General features: G+C 66.4%; 20 protein-coding genes. 9 read left to right on the forward strand and 11 right to left on the reverse strand.

The window, feature by feature from the left end; translation table 11 throughout:
- Window positions 1-95: 95 nt before the first annotated feature.
- On the reverse strand, window positions 96-527 hold the full coding sequence (locus A5784_RS38960) for a hypothetical protein (RefSeq protein ID WP_232005886.1): 432 nt from the start codon (window positions 525-527) through the stop codon (window positions 96-98).
- Between A5784_RS38960 and A5784_RS38965 the strand changes: the two genes are divergently transcribed.
- Entirely contained in the window at window positions 505-753 is a 249-nt protein-coding gene (locus tag A5784_RS38965; protein WP_232005887.1) for a hypothetical protein, read from the forward strand. The genes A5784_RS38960 and A5784_RS38965 overlap by 23 nt on opposite strands.
- A 9-nt stretch (window positions 754-762) precedes the next feature.
- Here A5784_RS38965 and A5784_RS00795 read toward each other — a convergent pair whose 3' ends face one another.
- On the reverse strand, window positions 763-2,271 hold the full coding sequence (locus A5784_RS00795; protein WP_064941365.1) for an adenylate/guanylate cyclase domain-containing protein: 1,509 nt from the start codon (window positions 2,269-2,271) through the stop codon (window positions 763-765).
- A gap of 226 nt (window positions 2,272-2,497) precedes the next feature.
- Between A5784_RS00795 and A5784_RS00800 the strand changes: the two genes are divergently transcribed.
- The 3 genes from A5784_RS00800 (at window position 2,498) to A5784_RS00810 (ending at window position 5,436) form a co-directional block, all read left to right on the forward strand.
- Window positions 2,498-3,826, forward strand: a complete 1,329-nt coding sequence (locus A5784_RS00800) for a PE-PPE domain-containing protein (protein WP_064941367.1) — start codon at window positions 2,498-2,500, stop codon at window positions 3,824-3,826.
- Between the two features lie 80 nt (window positions 3,827-3,906).
- Window positions 3,907-5,160, forward strand: coding sequence for a sensor histidine kinase (locus A5784_RS00805; protein WP_064941369.1), 1,254 nt, complete (start codon window positions 3,907-3,909; stop codon window positions 5,158-5,160).
- 102 nt (window positions 5,161-5,262) lie between these two features.
- Window positions 5,263-5,436, forward strand: coding sequence for a CsbD family protein (locus tag A5784_RS00810; protein ID WP_064941371.1), 174 nt, complete (start codon window positions 5,263-5,265; stop codon window positions 5,434-5,436).
- 100 nt (window positions 5,437-5,536) lie between these two features.
- On the opposite strand, the gene A5784_RS00815 is transcribed toward A5784_RS00810, so the two are convergent.
- Together A5784_RS00815 and A5784_RS00820 are read right to left on the reverse strand one after the other, a co-directional pair.
- On the reverse strand, window positions 5,537-6,370 hold the full coding sequence (locus A5784_RS00815; protein WP_232005888.1) for a 1-acyl-sn-glycerol-3-phosphate acyltransferase: 834 nt from the start codon (window positions 6,368-6,370) through the stop codon (window positions 5,537-5,539).
- 104 nt (window positions 6,371-6,474) lie between these two features.
- Complete coding sequence (locus A5784_RS00820) at window positions 6,475-7,302, reverse strand: patatin-like phospholipase family protein (protein ID WP_064941375.1); 828 nt, start codon at window positions 7,300-7,302, stop codon at window positions 6,475-6,477.
- A 183-nt stretch (window positions 7,303-7,485) separates the two neighbouring features.
- On the opposite strand from A5784_RS00820, the gene A5784_RS00825 reads away from it, so the two are divergent.
- Window positions 7,486-8,796: a glycoside hydrolase family 183 protein gene (locus A5784_RS00825; RefSeq protein WP_064941377.1), complete on the forward strand. Its 1,311-nt coding sequence runs from the start codon at window positions 7,486-7,488 to the stop codon at window positions 8,794-8,796.
- 16 nt (window positions 8,797-8,812) lie between these two features.
- On the opposite strand, the gene A5784_RS00830 is transcribed toward A5784_RS00825, so the two are convergent.
- The 6 genes from A5784_RS00830 to A5784_RS00855 form a co-directional block, all read right to left on the reverse strand.
- The gene (locus tag A5784_RS00830; RefSeq protein WP_064941380.1) at window positions 8,813-9,034 is read right to left on the reverse strand and encodes a DUF1918 domain-containing protein; all 222 of its coding nucleotides are present in this window, start codon (window positions 9,032-9,034) and stop codon (window positions 8,813-8,815) included.
- Between the two features lie 67 nt (window positions 9,035-9,101).
- Complete coding sequence (locus tag A5784_RS00835; RefSeq protein WP_064941382.1) at window positions 9,102-9,842, reverse strand: SDR family NAD(P)-dependent oxidoreductase; 741 nt, start codon at window positions 9,840-9,842, stop codon at window positions 9,102-9,104.
- Between the two features lie 3 nt (window positions 9,843-9,845).
- Entirely contained in the window at window positions 9,846-11,417 is a 1,572-nt protein-coding gene (locus A5784_RS00840; RefSeq protein ID WP_064941492.1) for an ABC transporter ATP-binding protein, read from the reverse strand.
- 23 nt (window positions 11,418-11,440) lie between these two features.
- The gene (locus A5784_RS00845) at window positions 11,441-12,319 is read right to left on the reverse strand and encodes an ABC transporter permease (protein ID WP_064941384.1); all 879 of its coding nucleotides are present in this window, start codon (window positions 12,317-12,319) and stop codon (window positions 11,441-11,443) included.
- The gene (locus A5784_RS00850; RefSeq protein WP_232005889.1) at window positions 12,316-13,293 is read right to left on the reverse strand and encodes an ABC transporter permease; all 978 of its coding nucleotides are present in this window, start codon (window positions 13,291-13,293) and stop codon (window positions 12,316-12,318) included. The genes A5784_RS00845 and A5784_RS00850 overlap by 4 nt, the downstream gene beginning before the upstream one ends.
- Window positions 13,290-14,810 (reverse strand): ABC transporter substrate-binding protein, encoded by a 1,521-nt coding sequence (locus A5784_RS00855; protein WP_197514589.1) that lies wholly within the window; start codon window positions 14,808-14,810, stop codon window positions 13,290-13,292. The genes A5784_RS00850 and A5784_RS00855 overlap by 4 nt, the downstream gene beginning before the upstream one ends.
- Before the next feature lie 147 nt (window positions 14,811-14,957).
- Between A5784_RS00855 and A5784_RS00860 the strand changes: the two genes are divergently transcribed.
- Both A5784_RS00860 and A5784_RS00865 read left to right on the forward strand, forming a co-directional pair.
- Window positions 14,958-15,491 (forward strand): hypothetical protein, encoded by a 534-nt coding sequence (locus tag A5784_RS00860; protein ID WP_064941388.1) that lies wholly within the window; start codon window positions 14,958-14,960, stop codon window positions 15,489-15,491.
- A 56-nt stretch (window positions 15,492-15,547) separates the two neighbouring features.
- Entirely contained in the window at window positions 15,548-16,609 is a 1,062-nt protein-coding gene (locus A5784_RS00865; protein WP_064941390.1) for a glycoside hydrolase family 183 protein, read from the forward strand.
- A 1-nt stretch (window position 16,610) separates the two neighbouring features.
- On the opposite strand, the gene A5784_RS00870 is transcribed toward A5784_RS00865, so the two are convergent.
- Complete coding sequence (locus A5784_RS00870) at window positions 16,611-17,357, reverse strand: 3-oxoacyl-ACP reductase family protein (RefSeq protein ID WP_064941392.1); 747 nt, start codon at window positions 17,355-17,357, stop codon at window positions 16,611-16,613.
- A 125-nt stretch (window positions 17,358-17,482) separates the two neighbouring features.
- Between A5784_RS00870 and A5784_RS00875 the strand changes: the two genes are divergently transcribed.
- A complete protein-coding gene (locus tag A5784_RS00875; RefSeq protein ID WP_064941394.1) occupies window positions 17,483-18,043 on the forward strand; it encodes a TetR/AcrR family transcriptional regulator in 561 nt (186 codons plus the stop codon).
- A 67-nt stretch (window positions 18,044-18,110) separates the two neighbouring features.
- Entirely contained in the window at window positions 18,111-19,139 is a 1,029-nt protein-coding gene (locus A5784_RS00880) for an NAD(P)H-dependent amine dehydrogenase family protein (RefSeq protein WP_232005894.1), read from the forward strand.
- Window positions 19,140-19,179 lie beyond the last annotated feature (40 nt).

Below are 19,179 nucleotides of genomic sequence, written 5' to 3' on the forward strand. Positions count from 1 at the left end.
AGATCTACACTTATGCGATCGTCGGCAGCGTCAGATGTGTATAAGAGACAGCCCCGCCCCACCCCGCCGCCGAGCACACGCGAGTTCTCGTCGGTCTACCCGACGCCCACCGGTAGCGGTGAGACACCGTATCCGGCGCCGCCCCCGGTACCCGCCCCTGCAGTCCCGGCCCGGCGGCGGCGCTGGACGCCCGGGCAGGTGCGGTTGGTGATCGCGACGGTGCTGCTGCTCGGTGTGGCCGGGATCCTGGCCACGATCTTGGCGCTCAGTGGAAACAACCACAGTTCGACGACGCCCAAGACACCCTTGGCGGTGCCGCCCCCGACGACGAGCTCGAGTGCACCGGGCGACTCGACCAGCGAGTCGACGACTGACGCGACCACCACCACGACCAAGACGACGACATCCACGTCGCGTTCGGCGGCTGCGCCCGTCTCCGGCGCCGACGCCCAGGGCTTCGTCGGCCATACCGCCCGCTGCGACTCGGGCAGCACCGCGGCTGCGATGATCAAGACGGCGTCGTCCATCGCGGTGATCTGCCAGAGCGGGCCGGACAGTTACTACTACCGCGGCGAACGGCTCAGCGACGGTGCCCACCTGGAGATCGCGCAGGCTCAACGTTCCGGCGACGGGTTCAACGCCATCAACCCCGCCGACGGTGCTCAGTATGAGATCCGCCCCGACAGCCTCACCATCATCAGCAACGGCCACGTCGATTCGGAGGAAGCGGCGCAGCAGTACTCGGCGGGCTAGCTGGGCGCGTCACGCAGGCGCGTAGATCTGCACCGGAGTGGTCTTGCCTTTGAGTGTCAGGCCCGGGCGTTCGGCGAACGCGACCCGGTGATCGGTGAGGAGCTCGAGGGTATCGGCCGTGAGCAGGACTGCGTCGCCGGTTTGCCGGGTGGCTGCCTCCACCCGGGCGGCCACGTTGACCGTGTCGCCGATCACCGAGAACTCGAAACGTCCGGCGCCGCCGACGTTTCCGGCCACCACCGGACCCGAGTTGAGCCCGACGCCCACCGACAGCCGGCCGCCGAATTCGACGTGCACGGCATCGGCGATCTGCAGGGCGGCTGCGAGCGCCTCGTCGGCGTGCCGGGCCCGGTGCCGGGGCGCGCCGAACACCGCCATCAGCCCGTCGCCGGCGTACTTGTCGACGTGCCCGTGGTGTTGATGCACGAGCGGGACGATCCGCTCGAACAGGCGGTTGAGCGTGGCGACCACGTCGGCGGGTGGGAGCTGTTCGGCGAATGTGGTGAAACCGCGGACGTCGACGAACATCAGGGTGACGTCGACCTCCTGGCCCTTCAGCGGTCCGCCCGCGCACAGGATGTGTTCGGCCACATCGCGATCCACGTAGGTGCCGAACGCGGCGCGAATGCGTTCGCGCTCCGCCAGACCCGCTGCCATGGTGTTGAATCCGGCTTGCAATCGGCCGATTTCGCTCGCGTCGTCAACTTCGACGCGAGCCTCGAAGTCTCCGTTCTGGACTCGCGCCAGTGCGTGGCGTAGCGCCCGCACCCGTTCGGCCACTGAGCGCACCGCCACCAGAATCGCGAAGAGCCCCACCACAAATGCCACCGCGACGAGCACCAGGATGGCCGCGATGGTGCGCTGGGTCCGGTAGTCGGTGTCGGCGAGATACCCGAGTGCCAGCATCGCGACGCCGAGCAGTGGCACGCCCGTGGCCAGGGTCCACGCCATGGTGAGCCTGCGCTGGATGGTCGGGCCGACTCGGCGTTCGGGCGCACCGCCGCTCAGCGCGCGGGCTGAGATCGGCCGCATGACGCGCTCCACGATCAGGTACCACACTGCGCTGGTGGATATTCCGCCCAGCGTCACCACGCAGAAGATGTAGAGCGCCGTGGACAGTGCGTCGGGCACGGCCAGCGAACCGAAGACCACCGCACCGACACCCCACGCGACGACCGACATCCGCACCGCCTCCCCGGGCGCGCCCAACGTCATCCGCTGTTCGGCGGCGGTCGGGAGTCGGTTTTCGCGCAGCCACGCGGTGCTCGCGGCGAACCGGTGCCGGCGCACCCGCAACATCACCGGGATTGCGACGACGAGGAACACGACGAGCGCGGTGCCGCCGCGCATGAGCAACCGCTCGGTGGCCACCGGGCTCAACACGATCGGGGCGGCGAAGGCCAGAAACGCCCCGACGGTTACCCCGCCGGCGATGCTGACGGCGGCCGCGCCCCACACCCATCGTTTGAACGTGGTGCAGCGGAGTGCCTCACCGGCGTCCGCAGCGATCACGTCCATACCGAAAGCCTGCTGATACCGGCGGGGGCAGACTAGCGTAGTGCGCTACTCGATCGCTGCAAAGCCCTGATTTAACCGTTGTCGGTCGTTCGGACGATTTCATCGGAATTTTGCCTCCAACCCGGTTATCCCGGCTGACCGGGCATGCTAACTTTTGCCAAGTTTGAGGTTTTCGTGCGCATCTGCGGGGCGGTGTCGTGCGCGTGACGAGGGGTGGAGGACCTTCATGTCCGGTAGGCATCGCAAGCCGTCGCGTACCCGAGCCGCAACCACGCGCTGGGTACCCACACTGACCGCGGCCGCGGTCAGCGCCACGGGACTGTCTACCGCGGTAATGACAGGAACCACGACGACGTTCGCGGCACCCGCCGTCGCGCTGGCGGCGGCGATCACCCCGGCGAACTCGACAGCGCAGATCTTCGCGGGATCCACCTATTACGGCACGGACTACGCGAAGTCGAATCCGCCGCAGCAGGTTGTCCCGTTTTTCCTAGGGCCGCAAGGCATTGTCGACGCGGTAGACCAGAACAGCAACGATCCGAACGTGGTGGTGGTGTCGTCGGGTTGGGGCGCCGGGCAGACCGGCCTCGCGCTGGCCCAGATGCAAGCGAACCACGACCCGGCGCTGAACAACGTCAAACTGGTCATCCTGGACAACAACACCAACCGTGCCGGCGGCGGATTCTGGACCACCTACTGGATGTTCGCGCCGCTGCTGGCGACTTCGGCGGCGCCGGAACCCAGCGACCTGTCGATCCCGGTGATCGACACCGCCTACGAATACAACATCAATTCCGACGCCCCGACCTACCCGCTCAACGTCGTCGCCGACGCGAATTCGTTGGCGGCGTACGCCTATGGGTATGGCGCGCAGTCGAATGCGAAACTGCCCGACGATCCGGCCAACCTGAAACCGGGCTATCACTACATCGTGAATCCGGACGGCTCGTACACCGCGATTCCGCTCTCCAACACCAATGTCACCTACGTGACCTTCACGACCGACCGGCTTCCGCTGGTGCGACCGCTGCTGCTGATGCCGGGCGGCAACATCGTGGCCGACGCCGTCGAACCTGCACTCACCGACATCGCCAATGCGGGCTACCAGGACAACCAGCCCATCCCGACCGATCCCACCAAGACCCGCCCGGTCGGCCTGTTGCCGCCGGCATCCGACATGACCGCGACCCTCGGCGCCCTGCCCGGCGATGCGCAGGCCGGGGTGACGAAAGCCGCGGCCACCGCCCAGCAGGACCTCAGCGCGCCGACCACCTTGGTGACCGGGCCGCTCGATGAGGCAGGCAGCACAGCCAAGATCATCACGGGCAACCTGCCCACGTCATCGTTGTCGCCGACCAGCGTGCCCGGACTCTCTGGCCTGTCGCCGTTGAACTCGGGCAACAAGGCGGTCCCCAATCCGGTGAAGTCGCTGAAGTCCACCGGTGGGTCCAACCCCGCGCAGAAGGTGGCGGGCAGCATCAACTCGACGGTGAGCGGTGTGGCCAACGGTGTCCAGAACGCGGTGAAGAAGGTCGTATCCGGCGCCAAACCGTGATCGTGACCTGCTGAGCAGCATCGACGACATCAGTTGCCGCCCTATACTTTGTCCACGCATTTGCGGGGACAGGAGCCCTCATGGCCGGACATGACGAGCGCGCGGCGAACACACCGCAGCTGCAGCTCCCCCCGGACTCGACCCGGCGCCCGGCTTTTTACGGACTCGTCCTGCAGTGGGCACTGCGGCTGGTGTTGGTGGGCTACATCGCCATCACGTTGTTGCTTCAGCCGCCCGACCGCGACTTGTGGTTTTGCATTCTGACCCTGGCCGGGTACCTGGCCGCGTTCGCCGCGTGGACCTGGTGGGTGGTGCGCACGGGGCCCTCGTCGAAAGACATCACCAGCAGGCGCCCTGCGCTGTGCATGCTCGCCGCCGACGTCGCCTTGGTGTCGCTGCTGTCGGTGCTCACGGGCCTGCACTCACCGGACAACTGGACGTCGGATGTGTTGCGCACCGGGCTGTTTCTGATCCCGGTGATCGCGGCGGCACAGCTGGATCCGTTCCTCAGCGGTGTTACGGCGATTCCCACTGTCGCGGCGTACATCGTGGTCAGCTGGATCGGACAGAACAGCAACGAAGAGCCGTGGTCGTCGATCCTGTTGAACGCCATGGTGTTGTCCGGGCTGGCCGCCGGTTCGGTCGCGCTGTCGCGGATCCAGCGGTCAAAGGTCGAGACGATCGAGGAATTGGCCAGGCAGCGAACGCAATTGCTCGACGATGTGCTGGGCTTGGAGAAGCGGGAACGGCAAGCCCTCTCGGAACGTCTCCATGACGGACCTTTGCAGTACGTCCTCGTTGCCCGAGGCGATCTCGAAGATGTGCGGGCCGGCTCGGTCCCGGCGCTTGACCTGGTGGAAACTGCGCTCAAGGAATGTTCGGCGTTGCTGCGCGACGCTGTGCGCGAGTTGCATCCCGAGATCCTCACGCGGGCCGGCTTGAAGGCCGCGATCGAGGCGCTGGCCGACAGCATCGCTGCCCGAGACGATCTCGCGGTCGATCTCGACTCCTCGACGTGGCCCGCGGATTTCCGTACCGATGCCGATCATCTGCTCTACAGCGCGGCGCGTGAGTTCACCACGAACGTCATCAAACATGCCCACGCCAACACGTTGCGGATCGAGCTGCGCCGCGAGGATGGGGAGGCGCGGCTGCGGATCATCGACGACGGTGTCGGCATCTCCGATGCACGGCTGGCGAAGAGCATCGCCGAAGGTCACATCGGCATGGCCTCGATCCGCACCAAGGTGCTCGCATCGTGCGGGCAGTTCGATGCGCACGCGACAAACGCGGGCACCGAGGTCGCGATCGTGGTGCCACTGGCGCACGGCTGAGCGGCCACTTCCTTCGCCGGGTTTCGATCGGCGGCTCGTGAGGTATCCCGGGGGCTGGGACGGTCGGCCGTGCGGGTCGACCCCACGAAAAGGAGAAGCACTGTGAGCGCGATCGACAAGGCGAAGAACAAGGGCCAGGATTTGGGTGGTAAAGCCAAGGAAGCTGTCGGTAAGGCCACCGGCGACACGAGTACTGAAAATGAAGGTAAGGGCGACCAAGTGAAGTCCAACTTGAAGGACGCCGGCGAGAAGATCAAGGACGCGTTCAAGGACTAGGGTTTTCCCGGGCGGCCCAGTGGTAGCGCCCGCCGCCACCGCTGGGCCCCTGGTTGTGCGCAGTATCGAAAAAAGCCCTCCCGCAGGGTTTATCGTGCGCTCAGGCATGACCTACCTGATCGGCCACCCAGGTGTCGACCCGGGTCCACGTCTGTTCGAGCCAATCGCTGATCTCGTCGGGTTGCGGACGCTGGTCTGCCGGAAACAATTCGGTGTGGACCAGGAGGCGCCGGTGAATCGGCAGCTGCCACCAAGGGCGTGCTCGCCCGTCAGGACAGAATCCGGTATGGGCCAGAACAAGAATGCTCGCGCCCGGCGCTCCGGACACCGCAGCCGTTGCGCCGCCCGCGCGTGGCGGCAGAGTATGGGATTGGCGAAACGCCCGTGCGGCTGCGCGAATCCGGCCCGTCGCGCGGAGCTCGGCGATCGTGGCGCGCCACCGTGGCACACTGAAATTCGCGCCTTCGGGAAACAGCAATAGGGCCTGCCGACCGGACAGCGACGCGGCGAGATCGCGGATCTGCTGACGTGCGCGGTCACCGTGATCCACGAAGCACACGCACCCCAGCTGACCCGCGACGTCGAAGACCGGTTCCAGCCGGAGAGCTGACCTGGCGACAACCCGGACCTGTAACCGGTACTCGGTCATCAGTAGCCACGCGATCAGAATGCTGTCCCCAGGGCCGCAGTGCCGCGAGAGCACGATGACAGGCGCGTCGTCCGGTATCTCGTCGGGGGCCACCGAGGTTGGCCCGAGCGCGACCTCGACGTCGAGGAGCCTGCGAACGGCGGCGTAGGCCATGGCGCCGAAGTCGAGCATCAGCCGATCGCAGTCGCGGGCACCGCCCAGAAGCTTGGCCAGCATGCGCAATTCGATCAGCGCGTACGCCATCACCAAGGCCGCGGAGCGTGCCGGCCGGGTTGACCGGGTCATCAGGCTCACCATGCCGGCAACGACCAAATGAATTGGCCCCGTGAGCAATACGAAAACCATGAAGGACGCGATGATCGGCATGGTCACAGCCCGACGCGCGGCCGTCATGACAGCGCCTCAAGGTATTCGCGGGTGGCTTCGTAAGCCAGTTCGGCGCGTCGGGCTATGCGCCGGGTATCGCGGTAGCGCAGATTCGACCATGTAGCGGCGGGCCGCTGGGGCAGACCAGACGGCAGCACATGCACGGTGACGTCGGACCCCGCGTGCTCCAGATCGCGGAGGAAGCGGTGTCGGCGCGAGATCTCAAAGGCCACGAAGCCGACCTCCCACAGGAACTGCGGCGGGGCGAGTTCCTCCTCCAGGCGGCCCACATGCAACACCCATACGGTTTCGGCGCCGCGGGCCACTGCACGATTCAGCGGGATGCTGTTCACCAGGCCACCGTCGTAGAAGTGCTCGTCGCCGATCCGCACCGGAGGAAACACCCCCGGCAGTGCGCACGACGCCAGCACTGGCTCGATCAGGTCACCGCCGGTGAACCAGTGCTCACGGCTGCGTTCGATGCTGGCGGCAACGCATTCGAACGGGACCGCGAGATCTTCGAAGGTCTTGGCGGGCACATGCTCGCACAGCAGCTCACGGAGTCGACGGTTGTCGTGCAACGCCGTCTTGCTGCGCACGATCTCGGCGACCTGTCGCAGCGGGGAGCCGCCGAAGATGTCGTCTCCGGCGAGCGCGTTCCAAATCGTCAGCAGGCGCTCCGCGCCCTCAACGGTGGGATCCACAGCGATCACCGCGCCGTTGATCGCCCCGATCGACGTGCCACACACCAGGTCGGGGCGAACTCCGGCCTCAAGAAGGGCGCGTGCCATGCCGACTTCGGCCGCGCCCAGCACTCCGCCGCCGCCCAACACAAACGCATCACAGCCCACGTGGTAGCTGTACCCACAGCGGTCGTTTCCGTATCAGCTCTCCGCCGTGTCGCTCACATGGGCTACCTGGTCCGCACCATCTCGACCGGGTCACAGGAACATCCCAGATTGTTTCTGGCAAACCCCCTCCGCCTCTGTAGCAACTATTGTCACAGGCGTTGGGCGTTAGCCGGAAGGTAGGACATGACGACACTGCGTCGGCTAGCGGCGATGGCGGCTGCCTCAGCCGCGACGATCACTCTCGCGGGGCCGGCTCCGAAAGCCGTCGCGGACCCGTGCTCCGTGCCGACATCGACGCCGTCGGCACGCGCCGCGACCCCGGCACTGCCGACGTTGCCGATCCTGCATCTGCCGATCGGCCGCAAACCGGTCAGCACGGCGAGCACCCCGGAGGCAGCCAAGGACACCGCCGTGGCCCCCAACACCGCCGCCCGCGCTGCGGCCGCCCCGTCGGCCTCGGCCGCAGCCATCGTGGGGTGGATCACCGGGCCCAACACCGACAGCTACAGCCGCTTCGGCATCTCCGGCGCCGACCTCGGAATCATGTGGGACAACGGGCAATCCGGCGCAGGCAATCAAGTGTTGATGGCGTTCGGTGACACCTTCGGCAATTGCAGTGTGCCAGACCAGGAGTGGCGCAAGAACACGCTCTTCCGCAGCGCCGACCGCAACCTGGCCGACGGCATGACGATCCCGAACCCCGTGCCCGGCAACGTGTATGCCGGCTCGCCCGTCGACGCCGACCGCCCCAACTTTGCCCGGCAGGTGATCCGGAGCCTCGGCCTCGCGGGCACCGAGGTGACCATCATTCCGACTGCCGGAATCGCTGTCGGAACAACGCAGTACGTGAACTTCATGTCCGTCAGCCAGTGGGGTTCCCCGGGACAGTGGTCGACGAACTTCTCCGCCGTCGCGGTGTCCAACGACAACGGCGAAACGTGGACGGTGCCGGTGACGAGTATCCGGCCGAGCTGGTTCAACACCGTCCCCGGGGTGGCCTTTACGTGGGGTGACCAGAATTTCCAGATGGGGGCCTACCTGCGCAACGGTGGATACGTCTACTCCTACGGCACCGGGGCGGGACGCGGCGGCATGCCGTTCCTGTCGCGGGTCGTGGAGAGTTCGGTCGCCGACAAGTCCGCGTACGAGTACTACACGCCGTTCGGCTGGCTGAAAGGTTTCCCGTTCCTGGCCATCCAGGTGGTGTGGGCCCCGGGCAGTGAGATGTCCGTGGCGTGGAACGACTACCTGAAGAAGTTCGTCATGCTCTACACCAACACCACCTCGGCGGTCGTGATGCGCACCGCCGACAAGCCGGAAGGCCCGTGGAGCCAAGCAAAGACGATCGTCAGCTCGACCGCGGTGCCCGGTGGCATCTACGCGCCCTACATCCACCCATGGTCCACCGGAAGCGACCTGTACTTCACGCTGTCGCGCTGGTCGGACTACAGCGTGATGTTGATGCGAACCTCGCTGGGTACGTCAAGCACGTAGCTGACGTGCCGCGTACCTAGTGCCTCTCGCGTTCGGCCGCATGTGCGTGTTCAGCTGCCGATACCACCAGCGCATCGGTGCCGGGGTAAATCGTCGCTTCGTGCCCGTTTCCGAGCCACCGGACCTCGTACGGGGGAGAGCCGTCCTCGGCGCGGACCCCGATGATCTCGGCGTGCTGCTCATGCTGGTCGGTGGTTGTGCCTTTGACAACCAGGAAATCGCCGACGTGCGCTTTCATCGTCCGCTCCCTTCGCCTACCCGGCGGACCCTTCTATCGTGCGCGCACCGATGGCGATGCGAAACCCTTACCCGGCGGTCTTTCCGGCGTCGACGATGTACACCGCGCCGTGCACGGCCGCGGCGTCGTCACTGGCGAGAAACGCGATGGTTTTGGCGACATCGGCCACGTCCATCATCCCGCGGGGTGCGGCAATGCGCAGGATCAGATTCCAGTCCGCGCCATCGGGTGCGGCGAACTCGGTGGTCTGCGGGGTCAGCATGCCGCCGGGGCAGACCGCATTGACGCGCAGGCGCTCCGAGGTGAATTCGATCGCGAGCGCACGGGTCAACCCGACCAGACCGTGCTTGGCCGCGCAGTAGCCCGCCGAATAGACCTCGCCCTCGATACCCGCGATCGAGGCCACGTTGACGATGTTGCCGCCGGCCTCCAGCAGATGCGGCAACGCCGCCCGGCACAGGAAGAACGGGCCGTTGAGGTTGACGGCCAGATCCTTGTCCCAGTCCTCGTCGGTCATCGAGATGGTATGGCGCATCTGGTGAAAACCCGCGACGTTGATCAACGCGTCGAGCCTGCCGAACTCCTCGACACACTGGGCGACGGCCTGTTTGCAGGCCTCGACCGAGGCGATGTCCACCGAGGCGTACCTGCCGCCGGGAACCTGCGTGAACACCTCAGCCATCCGCTCGGCATCGCGGGCGATGCCGAACACCGAAGCACCCCGCTCAGCGAACAGGCGCGCCACTGCCGCGCCCAATCCCGACGACGCACCCGTGACCAATGCGACCTTGCCGCTCAGCTGACTCATGCCCTAGACCTTCTCAGATCCCGCGCGGGGTCTGGTGGGTGGTATCGCGGCGAGCAGCGTGCGCGTGTACTCCTGCTCGGGGGCGGCGAACAGCTCGGGCGCGGGGCGGTACTCGACCACTGCGCCGGATCGCATGACCAACACGTCGTGACACATGCGGTGCACCACCGCAAGGTCGTGCGCGATGAACAGGTAGGACAAGCCGAGGTCCCGCTGCAGTTCGGTCAACAGGTCCAGTACCCGCGACTGGATCGAAACATCAAGGGAGGCTGTCGATTCGTCGAGGATGAGCAGCTCGGGCTCGGTGGCCAGCGCCCGGGCGATGCTGACGCGCTGACGCTGTCCGCCGGACAGTTCGTGCGGGTACCTTGACGCGAATTCCGGGGGCAGCCCGACGCGTTCGAGGAGTTGCGCCACCCGTTGCGCACGCGCGCGGCGGCCTTTGACCAGGCGGTGGACCTGCAACGGTTCACCGATCGCCGCACCGACCCGAGCGCGGGGGTTCAGCGATGCGAAGGGATCCTGGAACACCAGACTGATCCGGCGGCGCAGGTCCCGGTCCGCGCCGAAGACGTCGACCCCGTCCAGGGTTGCCCTCCCCGCCGACGGTTCGGCCAAACCGGTCAGCGCGGCCGCCACCGTGGACTTTCCCGAACCCGACTCACCGACGAGGCCCAACGTGGTGCCGCGCCGAACCCGCAACGACACGTCGCGCACCGCGGTGACGTCGCCGTAGTGGACGTCAAGTTCGTTGACCTCCAACAACACCGGGGTCTCGGCGACCTCGGTGGGTCCCTCGCTGTCGATGCGCGGCCTGGCCTCCAGGAGCTCGCGGGTGTACGGGTGCTGGGGGTGGTCGAAGACGTCGAGGACGGGTGACTGTTCAACTGCCTCGCCCTCCCGCAGCACCGTCACCTCGTCGGCGACCTGGCCGATGACCCCGAGATCGTGGCTGATCCACACCACCGCGGCGCCGAAGTCCCGCTGCAAGTCGGCCACCAGATCGATGATCTGGGACTGCGTGGTGACATCCAGTGCCGTGGTCGGTTCGTCGGCGATCAGCAGTTCGGGATCGCACGCGAGCGCGATAGCGATCATCACGCGCTGGCGTTGGCCGCCCGAGAGCTGGTGGGGATAGGCGTCCAGCCGCTCGGTCGGCAGGCCCACGGCATCGAGCAGCTCACCCGCCCGGGTGCGGGCCTGCCGGCGCGTCATGTTGCGGTGGGTTTCGAGCGTTTCGGTGATCTGACGCGCCAGGGTCAGCAGCGGGTTGAGCGAGGTGCCGGGATCCTGGAACACGAATCCGATCCGGCCGCCGTGGACTTGGCGCAGCGTGCGGGCCGACGCCCCGACGAGTTGGGTGCCGTCGGCCAATGTCGCGGTGCCCGTGACGACGGCGCCTGGAGCGTCGAGCAGTCCGGTGGCGGCCAGCACCGTCATCGACTTGCCAGATCCGGACTCGCCGACGATCCCGACGGTCTGTTCGCGTGCCACGTCGAACGACACCCCGCGCACGATCTCACGGCGGCCGATCGTCACCCGCAGATCGCGCACGCTCAGTACCGACTCCGGCATCATGTGCTCCTTGCGTGCGCCTGTCACTGCTTTCCCGCCCTTCTCGCCTCGATCATGGTGCGCTGCTTGGGATCGAGCACGTCGCGCAGGCCGTCGCCGAACAGGTTGAACGCCAGCACCGTCACGAAGATGGCGGCGCCGGGGAACACCGCCATCCACCACGCGAGCGTGACGAAGCCCTGCGCATCGAAGATCATCCGGCCCAGCGACGGTTGCGGCGGCTGGATTCCCAAGCCCAGGAACGACAATGACGCTTCGGCGAGGATCGCGAAGGCCAACGACAGCGAGAGCTGAACGATCAGCGGCCCGGCGATGTTCGGCAGAATGTGACGGGTCAGGATGTATCCGTCGCCGGTTCCCATGGTGCGGGAGACGGCGACGAACGGCTCGAGGCGCACGCTCAGCGTGCTGGCGCGGGCGACGCGCGCGAAGATCGGCGTGTAGACGACACCGATGGCGAGCATGGTGGTGGTGATGCCCGGCCCCAGGATTGCCACGATGGCCAGCGCGAGCAGCAGTACGGGGAAGGCGAACATCACGTCGACGACGCGCATCACGACGGTGTCCACCCAGCCGCTGCGATACCCGGCCACCACGCCGATCGTCACGCCAACGAGCGCCGCGAATGCCACGCTCACCACCGCGACCCGCATCGATGCCTGAACCGCGACCAGCACCCGCGACAGCACGTCACGGCCCAGCTCGTCGGTGCCGAACCAGTGCGATCCGCTGGGCCCCTGCAGCGCGCTTGGCACGTCGATGTCGTTGATGCCGAACGGCGTGATCCATTGGGCGGCGACCGCGATGAACACCACGGCCAACAGCACGACCCCACTGATCGCAGTCACCGGGTTGGACAACAGCAGCCGCCAGGACGAGACCCGGCCTTCGGTGAATGTCATGACAGCCGGATCCTCGGGTCGACCACCGCGTACAACACGTCGACGATCAGGTTGATCAGCAGGAACAACACCGCGATGAGCAGCACCGCGCCCTGGATGACCGGATAGTCGCGGGCCGCAACGGAATTGAACACCAGCCGGCCCAGACCCGGCCAGGCGAACACCACCTCCACCACGATGACCCCGCCGAGGATGGTGGCCAGCTGGATACCCGTGATGGTCAGAATGGGTAGTAGCGCATTGCGGACGATGTGACGAAACGTGATCACCGGCGGCGCAAGCCCTTTCGATTTGGCGGTGCGCACGTACCCCATCGCCGTGACCTCCAGAACCGCCGACCGCACGTAGCGGGTCATGATCGCGGCGGCCACCAGCCCCACTGTGAGCCCGGGCAGGATGATGTGTCGCAGCCAGCCACCCGGATCGCTGAAAAGCGGTCGGTATCCCGAGGTGGGCAGCCAGCCCAGCGTCGACGCGAAGACCCCGATCAGCAGGATGCCCATCCAGAAATCGGGCACAGATACGCCGAACTGGCTGGCGATACGCACGATCGCGTCGCTGACCCTGCCCTCGCGCAGGGCCGACCAGATCCCGGCAGGCAACGCGATCAGCAGCGCGATGACGATGCCGACCAGGCCAAGCGACACCGTGGCCGGAAGGCGTTCCAGCAGCGTGACGGTGACCGGATCACCGTTACGGAAACTGACCCCCAAGTTTCCGGTGAACGCCGAGCCGAGGTAGCTGAAGAACTGCTCGACGAGTGGTCGGTCCATGCCACTGGCCGAGCGCAGCGCCGCATACGCCTCAGGGGTGTAGCGCGTGCCCAACGCGATCCGGACCGGGTCGCCCGGCACCAGGTGCACCAACGCGAACACCACGATCAGCACGCCGACGAGCACCACCGCGGAGTGCACCAGGCGCCGGGCCAGAAACACCAGCACCGGATGCCCCGCCGTCAACTTGCCCACATTCACGCCGCCCCACCCCGATTCAGGCTCGCGCCACGGAACCGGACGGCTCCGTCGCGCCGCGCCTGGTAGCCCGACAGATTCGTTGCCCACGCCTGGATCACCGACGGGTTGTACAGGTAGATGTAGCTGACCTCATCGGCGATACGCGTTGCCGCTCTGGCGTAGATGGATTTTCGTTTGGCCACGTCGGTCTCGACTCGGCCGGCGTCGAGAAGTTGGTCGACCTCGGGGTCGGAGAACTTCTGCGCATTGCTGGTGCCGCCGGAATGGTGCTGGGCGTAGTAGAAGTCGTCGGGGTCGATGTTGCCGAGCCAGCCCATCATCAACATGTCGAAGTGCCCGTTGTTCTGTTCGTCGAGCCAGGTGGCGAAGTCGACCGTGCGGATGTGCACCGTGATGCCAAGCGGGGCAAGATTATCGGCGATGATCTGGGCTGCGGTCACCGTCTCGGGGTATTCGCTGGTGACCAGCATGTCGAGATCCTTCGGTGCGCTACCCGCTTCTGCGAGCAGACGTTTCGCTTCATCCACATCGTGGCGGTAGCGGTGATAGTCGGTGTACCACGCATTGCCCTGCGGAATGGCGAGTTGGTTGGTCGTCGCGGTGCGGTACGTGGTGGCTGCGGTGATCGAATCCCGGTCGATCGTATAGGCGATGGCCTGCCTGACCCGGACGTCGTTCCACGGTGCGCGGGCTTCGTTGAGCGCGAGGTACCAGTAGTCGTTGCTCGGGGTGACCGCCAGATGCAGCGACTCGTCTTCGCGCAGTTGGCTGACGCGTTGCGGGGGAATCGAATCGGTCCAATCGACTTCGCCGGCCTGCAGCGCCGACAGCGCGGTCGACGGTTCCGAGATGAACCGGAACGTCACCCCGGCCACCGGCGGTGCTCCGGCCCAGTAGTGCGGGTTGGCCTTCAACGTGATGGCGTCGCCGCTCTTGCGCGACACGAACGAGAACGGCCCGGTGCCGATCGGATGTGTGGCGATCTGTCCGCTCTCGACGTTGTGGCGTTGCACGATCGCCATGCCCTTGAAGCCACCGAGATTGGTCAGCAGATTCGGCGTCGGATGCTTGACGGCGATCCGCACGGTCGCGGGGTCCACCGCGTCGACGCCGGCGACCGCGCTGAACTTGTCCACGTTGGTCAGTTTCTGGTCGATGATGCGCCGATACGAGTAGACGACGTCTTCGGCCGTCAGCGGGCTGCCGTCATGCCAGCTCACTCCCGGGCGCAGGTGAAACGTCCAGGTCAACTGGTCGGGGCTGACCTCCCACGACGTTGCCAGGGCCGGCCCCATCTGCAGGTTCGCGTCCGGTTCGACGAGTGTGTCGAACACGTTCTCCAGCACCTCGAACGAGAAGTACGCGCTGGTCCGTTGGGGGTCGAGTTGGTCGGGTTCGCCGGCGATGGCCGCGATCAGGTAGCCCGACGCCTCACCGCCGAGGTCGACGCGGTTGCCGGCCGAACAGGCCGACAGTACGAGCGCCAGGACGGCTGCCACCGCGCTCAACGTTCTCACCACTGGTCGTGTGGTCACGATCTCTCCAGGATCACCGCGGGCGATCCGTCAGTACGCTCACCCGCTGGGGCCGTCGCCGGGCCCGACCGAAACGTCGGTGGACCATACCGGTGACGACGCTGATGAAGACTGCGATACTCACCCATTGTGACCTTCAAGCGCACCGCTGCTGCGACCGCCCTGGCCTCGACCCTCGGAATCGGACTCGGCCTGGGGTTTGCCGGACCGGCGCAAGCCGACCCCGTGATGCAGGGTGTCTACACCTATACCCAGGACGGACTCGACCCGCAGACCTTCACGGTGTACCCGAGTTGCGTGCCCGTGGTCGGGGATCTGCGTGAACCTCTCGAGCTGGCGGTGGCGTGCCGGCTGCACGTCGCGACGGGCCCCGAGCTCAAGGGCGGAGATGCCCGGTTGACGGGCGGGCTGTGGACGTACTCGACGACGACGGCCGAGGGCATGCAGTGTCCCGACGGCAGCTGGGCGCCGACCACCGAGGTCTACAAATTCGACGACGTGGCCATGACCGGCACCCGGTCGGTGTTCCACAATGCGGTCTGCGGACTGCAACCCGGCGAGCAGAGCGTGCCGTTCAAGCTGGCGTACAAAGAGCCGTTGCCCATGCCGGTCAAGGTCTATCCGCTGGACTGCGAGCCCTGGGGCTTGCGGTTGTGCACGTGACGCTTGGTGGTGGAGCGGGTCGCGCGCTGGGGGAGGACCAGACTCCCGCACTGCCGATGCTCAACGGAAAAGCCATCGACCTGACGGGCCCGGGTCGCACCGACCAATTCGGGGTGACGGCCACCGATCTCGGTGCGTCGGTGGTGGCGCCCAACGGCAAGCTGGTCTCGGTGTTCGGCGACACCTTTTCGGGACCTGCGGTGGGACAGGGAGATTGGCGTTCCCCGGTGGCGTTGATCGGCAGCGGGGATGCCGATCACGAGATCGTCTACGAGCGCGCGGCCGGCCCCGATCCCAACTATGCGCATCAGCTGTGGTTCTACATCCACGACGACGCGTCGAGCGGATGGAGCCGCGGCGGCATCAGCACCGTGATCCCGTCGGACCTGCTGCGGGTGGGTGATTCGCTCTACCTGCACGCCATCGTCAACCATGGCTTCGGCAACGTGATGTGGACCGAGATCTGGCGCTCGGACGACAGTGGTGTCTCGTGGACCCATATGGGGGAGCAGGCCAAGTTCCCTGGCGATCTACAGGGCGGCTACGCGCAGTGCTGGTCCTGGGACTACGACCCTGACGACGGCTGGGTTTACGTGGTGGCCACCGGGTTTCAGCGCAACAAGGGCATCATCCTGATGCGGGTGCGGCCCGACCAGATCGGGCAGCGTTCGCGGTACAGCTGCTGGGGTTTCGTGAACGGCCGCTGGGCGTGGGGCCAGCAGAGCACGCCGATCACGCCGCCCGGAGAACAGTGGGGAGAGTTGACATTTCGCCGGGTGGCTGCCGGAACATGGGTTCTCGGTGGGTTTTTGGCTTCGCAGTATGCGCTCGGTTACCGCGTCGTCAACTCCCCGGTGGCCAACATGTACACCACGCCACTGCAGATCCCGGTGGTCGGCTCGTCGTGGGCCGACGAGGACCCCGCCGACAGCAGGGTCGCCCAGCTCTATGGCGGCTACCTGCTGCCGGGTTCCCGCTTCGATGTGCAGGGCGGGGTAGGCCTGGTGGTGTCCCAGTGGCGCACCGATACCGGATGGCCTTACCGAGCAATGCAATTCAAGGCTCAGCTCAAGGACACCAGCAGGTCACCGCAGCCGACGGACCCGATCAATCTGTAGGTCAGGCGGTGAACCCGCCGTCGACGTTCCAGTTCGCCCCGGTCACGAAGCCGGATTCGGAGCCCGCCAGGAAGCTCACCACCGCGCCGATGTCGGACGTGTCGCCGTAGCGGCCGAGTGCGGTGGACTGCCTTATGGAATCGGCGAATTCGCCCTCGTCGGGGTTCAAGTCGGTGGCGATCGGGCCGGGTTGCACGTTGTTGACGGTGATACCGCGCGGGCCGAGATCGCGGGCCAGCGCCCGGGTCAGCGAGGACACCGCACCCTTGGTCATCGCGTATACCGACAGTCCCGCCACCGGCACCCGGTCGGCGTTGATGCTGCCGATGTTGATGATTCGCGAGCCCTCGCCGAGATGGCCGACCGCGCTGCGGATCGCGGCATAGACACCGCCGATGTTGATCGCGACCAGCCGGTCGAACTGCTCCTGCGGAAATTCTTCGATGGGTGCGATGTAGGCGGTACCGGCATTGTTGACCAGGACGTCGAGACCACCGAGAGCTGCCACGGTCTGCTCGACCGATGCGGCGACCTGTGCGGGATCGGCGCTGTCGGCCTGGATGGCCACCACCTTGCCGCCGTCCGCGGTCACTTCGGCGACCAGCTTGTCGGCCTCGGCTGCCGAGGCCGCGTAGGTGAAGGCCATGTCGGCGCCGTCGGCGGCGAGTCGGCGCACGATCTGTGCGCCGATTCCGCGGGAACCGCCGGTTACCAGTGCGCGGCGGCCGGCCAGGGGTGCTGAGCTCATGGGATTTTCCTTCCGGAATGTTTTTCGAACCGGTTGGTTACTAAGTACGCTGAGGTCAAGGCGCAGATGCGGGTAATGATTCCCGCTGTGACCGGTATCACAACAGGATGGGAGGTAGGTCCGCGATGGCGATAGGCAGGCCCCGGGAGTTCGATCCCGAGCAAGTCGAGGACGTCGCGATGAAACTGTTCTGGGAACACGGCTACGACGCGGTGTCCATCAGCGATCTGACCGCCGCCACCGGCGTGAACCGCCGCAGCATCTACGCCGAATTCGGTTCCAAGGAGCAACTCTTCGAACGCGCACTGCAGCGCTACGTCACCGGCCCCGGCGGGTACGCAGCCGAGGCTTTGACCCGCGCGACCGCCCGCGAGGTCGCCGAGGCGATGGTCCACGGTGCCGTGGACGCGACCACCGGCGAGCCTCGAGGTTGCCTGCTGGTCGGAAACGGTGAGGGACTCGCCGAGCGGCGCTGTGCCGACGTGCAAGACATCGCCAGACGATTCGACGCCGCGGTGGCCACCGGCGAACTGGCGGACGTTGACACCATGTTGCTGGCCCGGTGGATCTCGGCTGTGTGTCAAGGGATTTCGGTGCAAGCTCGCAGTGGCGCGAGCCGGGCCGAGCTGCACGCCGTCGCCGATCTGGCACTGGCCGGGTGGCCCGGAACCGCCCCGCGCACATGACATCTGCGCATATGGTGAGGCGGTGACGAAGCGAGTCGTGGTCTGGGGCACCGGTTTTGTGGGCAGCATGGTGATCGCCGAAATCGTCAAGCACCCACTGTTCGAACTGGTCGGCGTCGGGGTCAGCAACCCCGACAAGGTCGGCCGCGACGCAGGCGATATCTGTGGCCTGGGCGCCTCGATCGGTGTCACGGCGACCGACGACGTCGACGCGCTGATCGCGCTCCGGCCCGACGCGCTGGTCCACTACGGACCGACTGCCGCGCATGCCGACGCCAACATCGACCTGATCACCCGGTTCCTGCGGGCCGGCATCGACGTCTGCTCGACGGCGATGACGCCCTGGGTGTGGCCGAAGATGCACCTGAACCCGCCGAATTGGATCGAGCCCGTCACCGAGGCGTGCGAGGCCGGCGGGGCGTCATGCTTCACCACCGGCATCGACCCAGGCTTCGCCAACGATCTGTTCCCGATGACGCTGATGGGCCTGTGCTCTGAGATCCGGCAGGTCCGCGCCTCGGAACTGCTGGACTACACCAACTACACCGGCGACTACGAGTTCGAGATGGGCATCGGCAAGCCGCCCGAGCACCGGGCGCTGCTCGAAACTCCGGACATCCTGGTATTCGCTTGGGGCGCAACCGTTCCGATGATCGCCTATGCGGCGGGTATCGAGCTCGACGCCATCACGACGACGTGGGACAAGTGGGTGACCCCCGATGAACGCAAGACCGCCAAGGGGATCATCGCACCGGGGAACGTGGCCGCGGTCCGGTTCACCATCAACGGCGTGTACCGCGGCGAGACCCGCATCCAGCTTGAGCACGTGAATCGCATCGGGCTGGACGCTGCGCCCGACTGGCCGTCCGGGAACGACAACGATGTGTACCGCGTCGACATCGACGGCACCCCGAGCATCTCGCAGGAAACCGCGTTCCGGTTCACCGATGGTTCGGGCCGCGACGCGGCCGCGGCGGGCTGCCTGGCCACCGGACTCCGTGCGCTAAATGCCGTCCCCGCAGTCAACGACCATTTGCCAGGATGGGTAACTCCGCTGGATTTACCGCTCATCACAGGTAGCGGCAATATTCGCTGAGTAACATTCGCCCCGTTAACTGAGATGGACTACCGGATAG

The sequence above is a fragment of the Mycobacterium sp. 852013-50091_SCH5140682 genome (assembly GCF_001665685.1).
Lineage (GTDB): Bacteria > Actinomycetota > Actinomycetes > Mycobacteriales > Mycobacteriaceae > Mycobacterium.

Coding starts and splice junctions, on each gene's coding strand:
- A5784_RS00865 (WP_064941390.1), top strand. CDS start 15,548: ATGCTCAACGGAAAAGCCATCGACCTGACGGGCCCGGGTCGCACCGAC.
- A5784_RS00870 (WP_064941392.1), bottom strand. CDS start 17,357: ATGAGCTCAGCACCCCTGGCCGGCCGCCGCGCACTGGTAACCGGCGGT.
- A5784_RS00815 (WP_232005888.1), bottom strand. CDS start 6,370: ATGACCCGGTCAACCCGGCCGGCACGCTCCGCGGCCTTGGTGATGGCG.
- A5784_RS38960 (WP_232005886.1), bottom strand. CDS start 527: ATGGACGACGCCGTCTTGATCATCGCAGCCGCGGTGCTGCCCGAGTCG.
- A5784_RS38965 (WP_232005887.1), top strand. CDS start 505: ATGATCAAGACGGCGTCGTCCATCGCGGTGATCTGCCAGAGCGGGCCG.
- A5784_RS00805 (WP_064941369.1), top strand. CDS start 3,907: ATGGCCGGACATGACGAGCGCGCGGCGAACACACCGCAGCTGCAGCTC.
- A5784_RS00845 (WP_064941384.1), bottom strand. CDS start 12,319: ATGACATTCACCGAAGGCCGGGTCTCGTCCTGGCGGCTGCTGTTGTCC.
- A5784_RS00880 (WP_232005894.1), top strand. CDS start 18,111: ATGGTGATCGCCGAAATCGTCAAGCACCCACTGTTCGAACTGGTCGGC.
- A5784_RS00795 (WP_064941365.1), bottom strand. CDS start 2,271: ATGGACGTGATCGCTGCGGACGCCGGTGAGGCACTCCGCTGCACCACG.
- A5784_RS00835 (WP_064941382.1), bottom strand. CDS start 9,842: ATGAGTCAGCTGAGCGGCAAGGTCGCATTGGTCACGGGTGCGTCGTCG.
- A5784_RS00840 (WP_064941492.1), bottom strand. CDS start 11,417: ATGCCGGAGTCGGTACTGAGCGTGCGCGATCTGCGGGTGACGATCGGC.
- A5784_RS00800 (WP_064941367.1), top strand. CDS start 2,498: ATGTCCGGTAGGCATCGCAAGCCGTCGCGTACCCGAGCCGCAACCACG.
- A5784_RS00875 (WP_064941394.1), top strand. CDS start 17,483: ATGGCGATAGGCAGGCCCCGGGAGTTCGATCCCGAGCAAGTCGAGGAC.
- A5784_RS00830 (WP_064941380.1), bottom strand. CDS start 9,034: ATGAAAGCGCACGTCGGCGATTTCCTGGTTGTCAAAGGCACAACCACC.
- A5784_RS00825 (WP_064941377.1), top strand. CDS start 7,486: ATGACGACACTGCGTCGGCTAGCGGCGATGGCGGCTGCCTCAGCCGCG.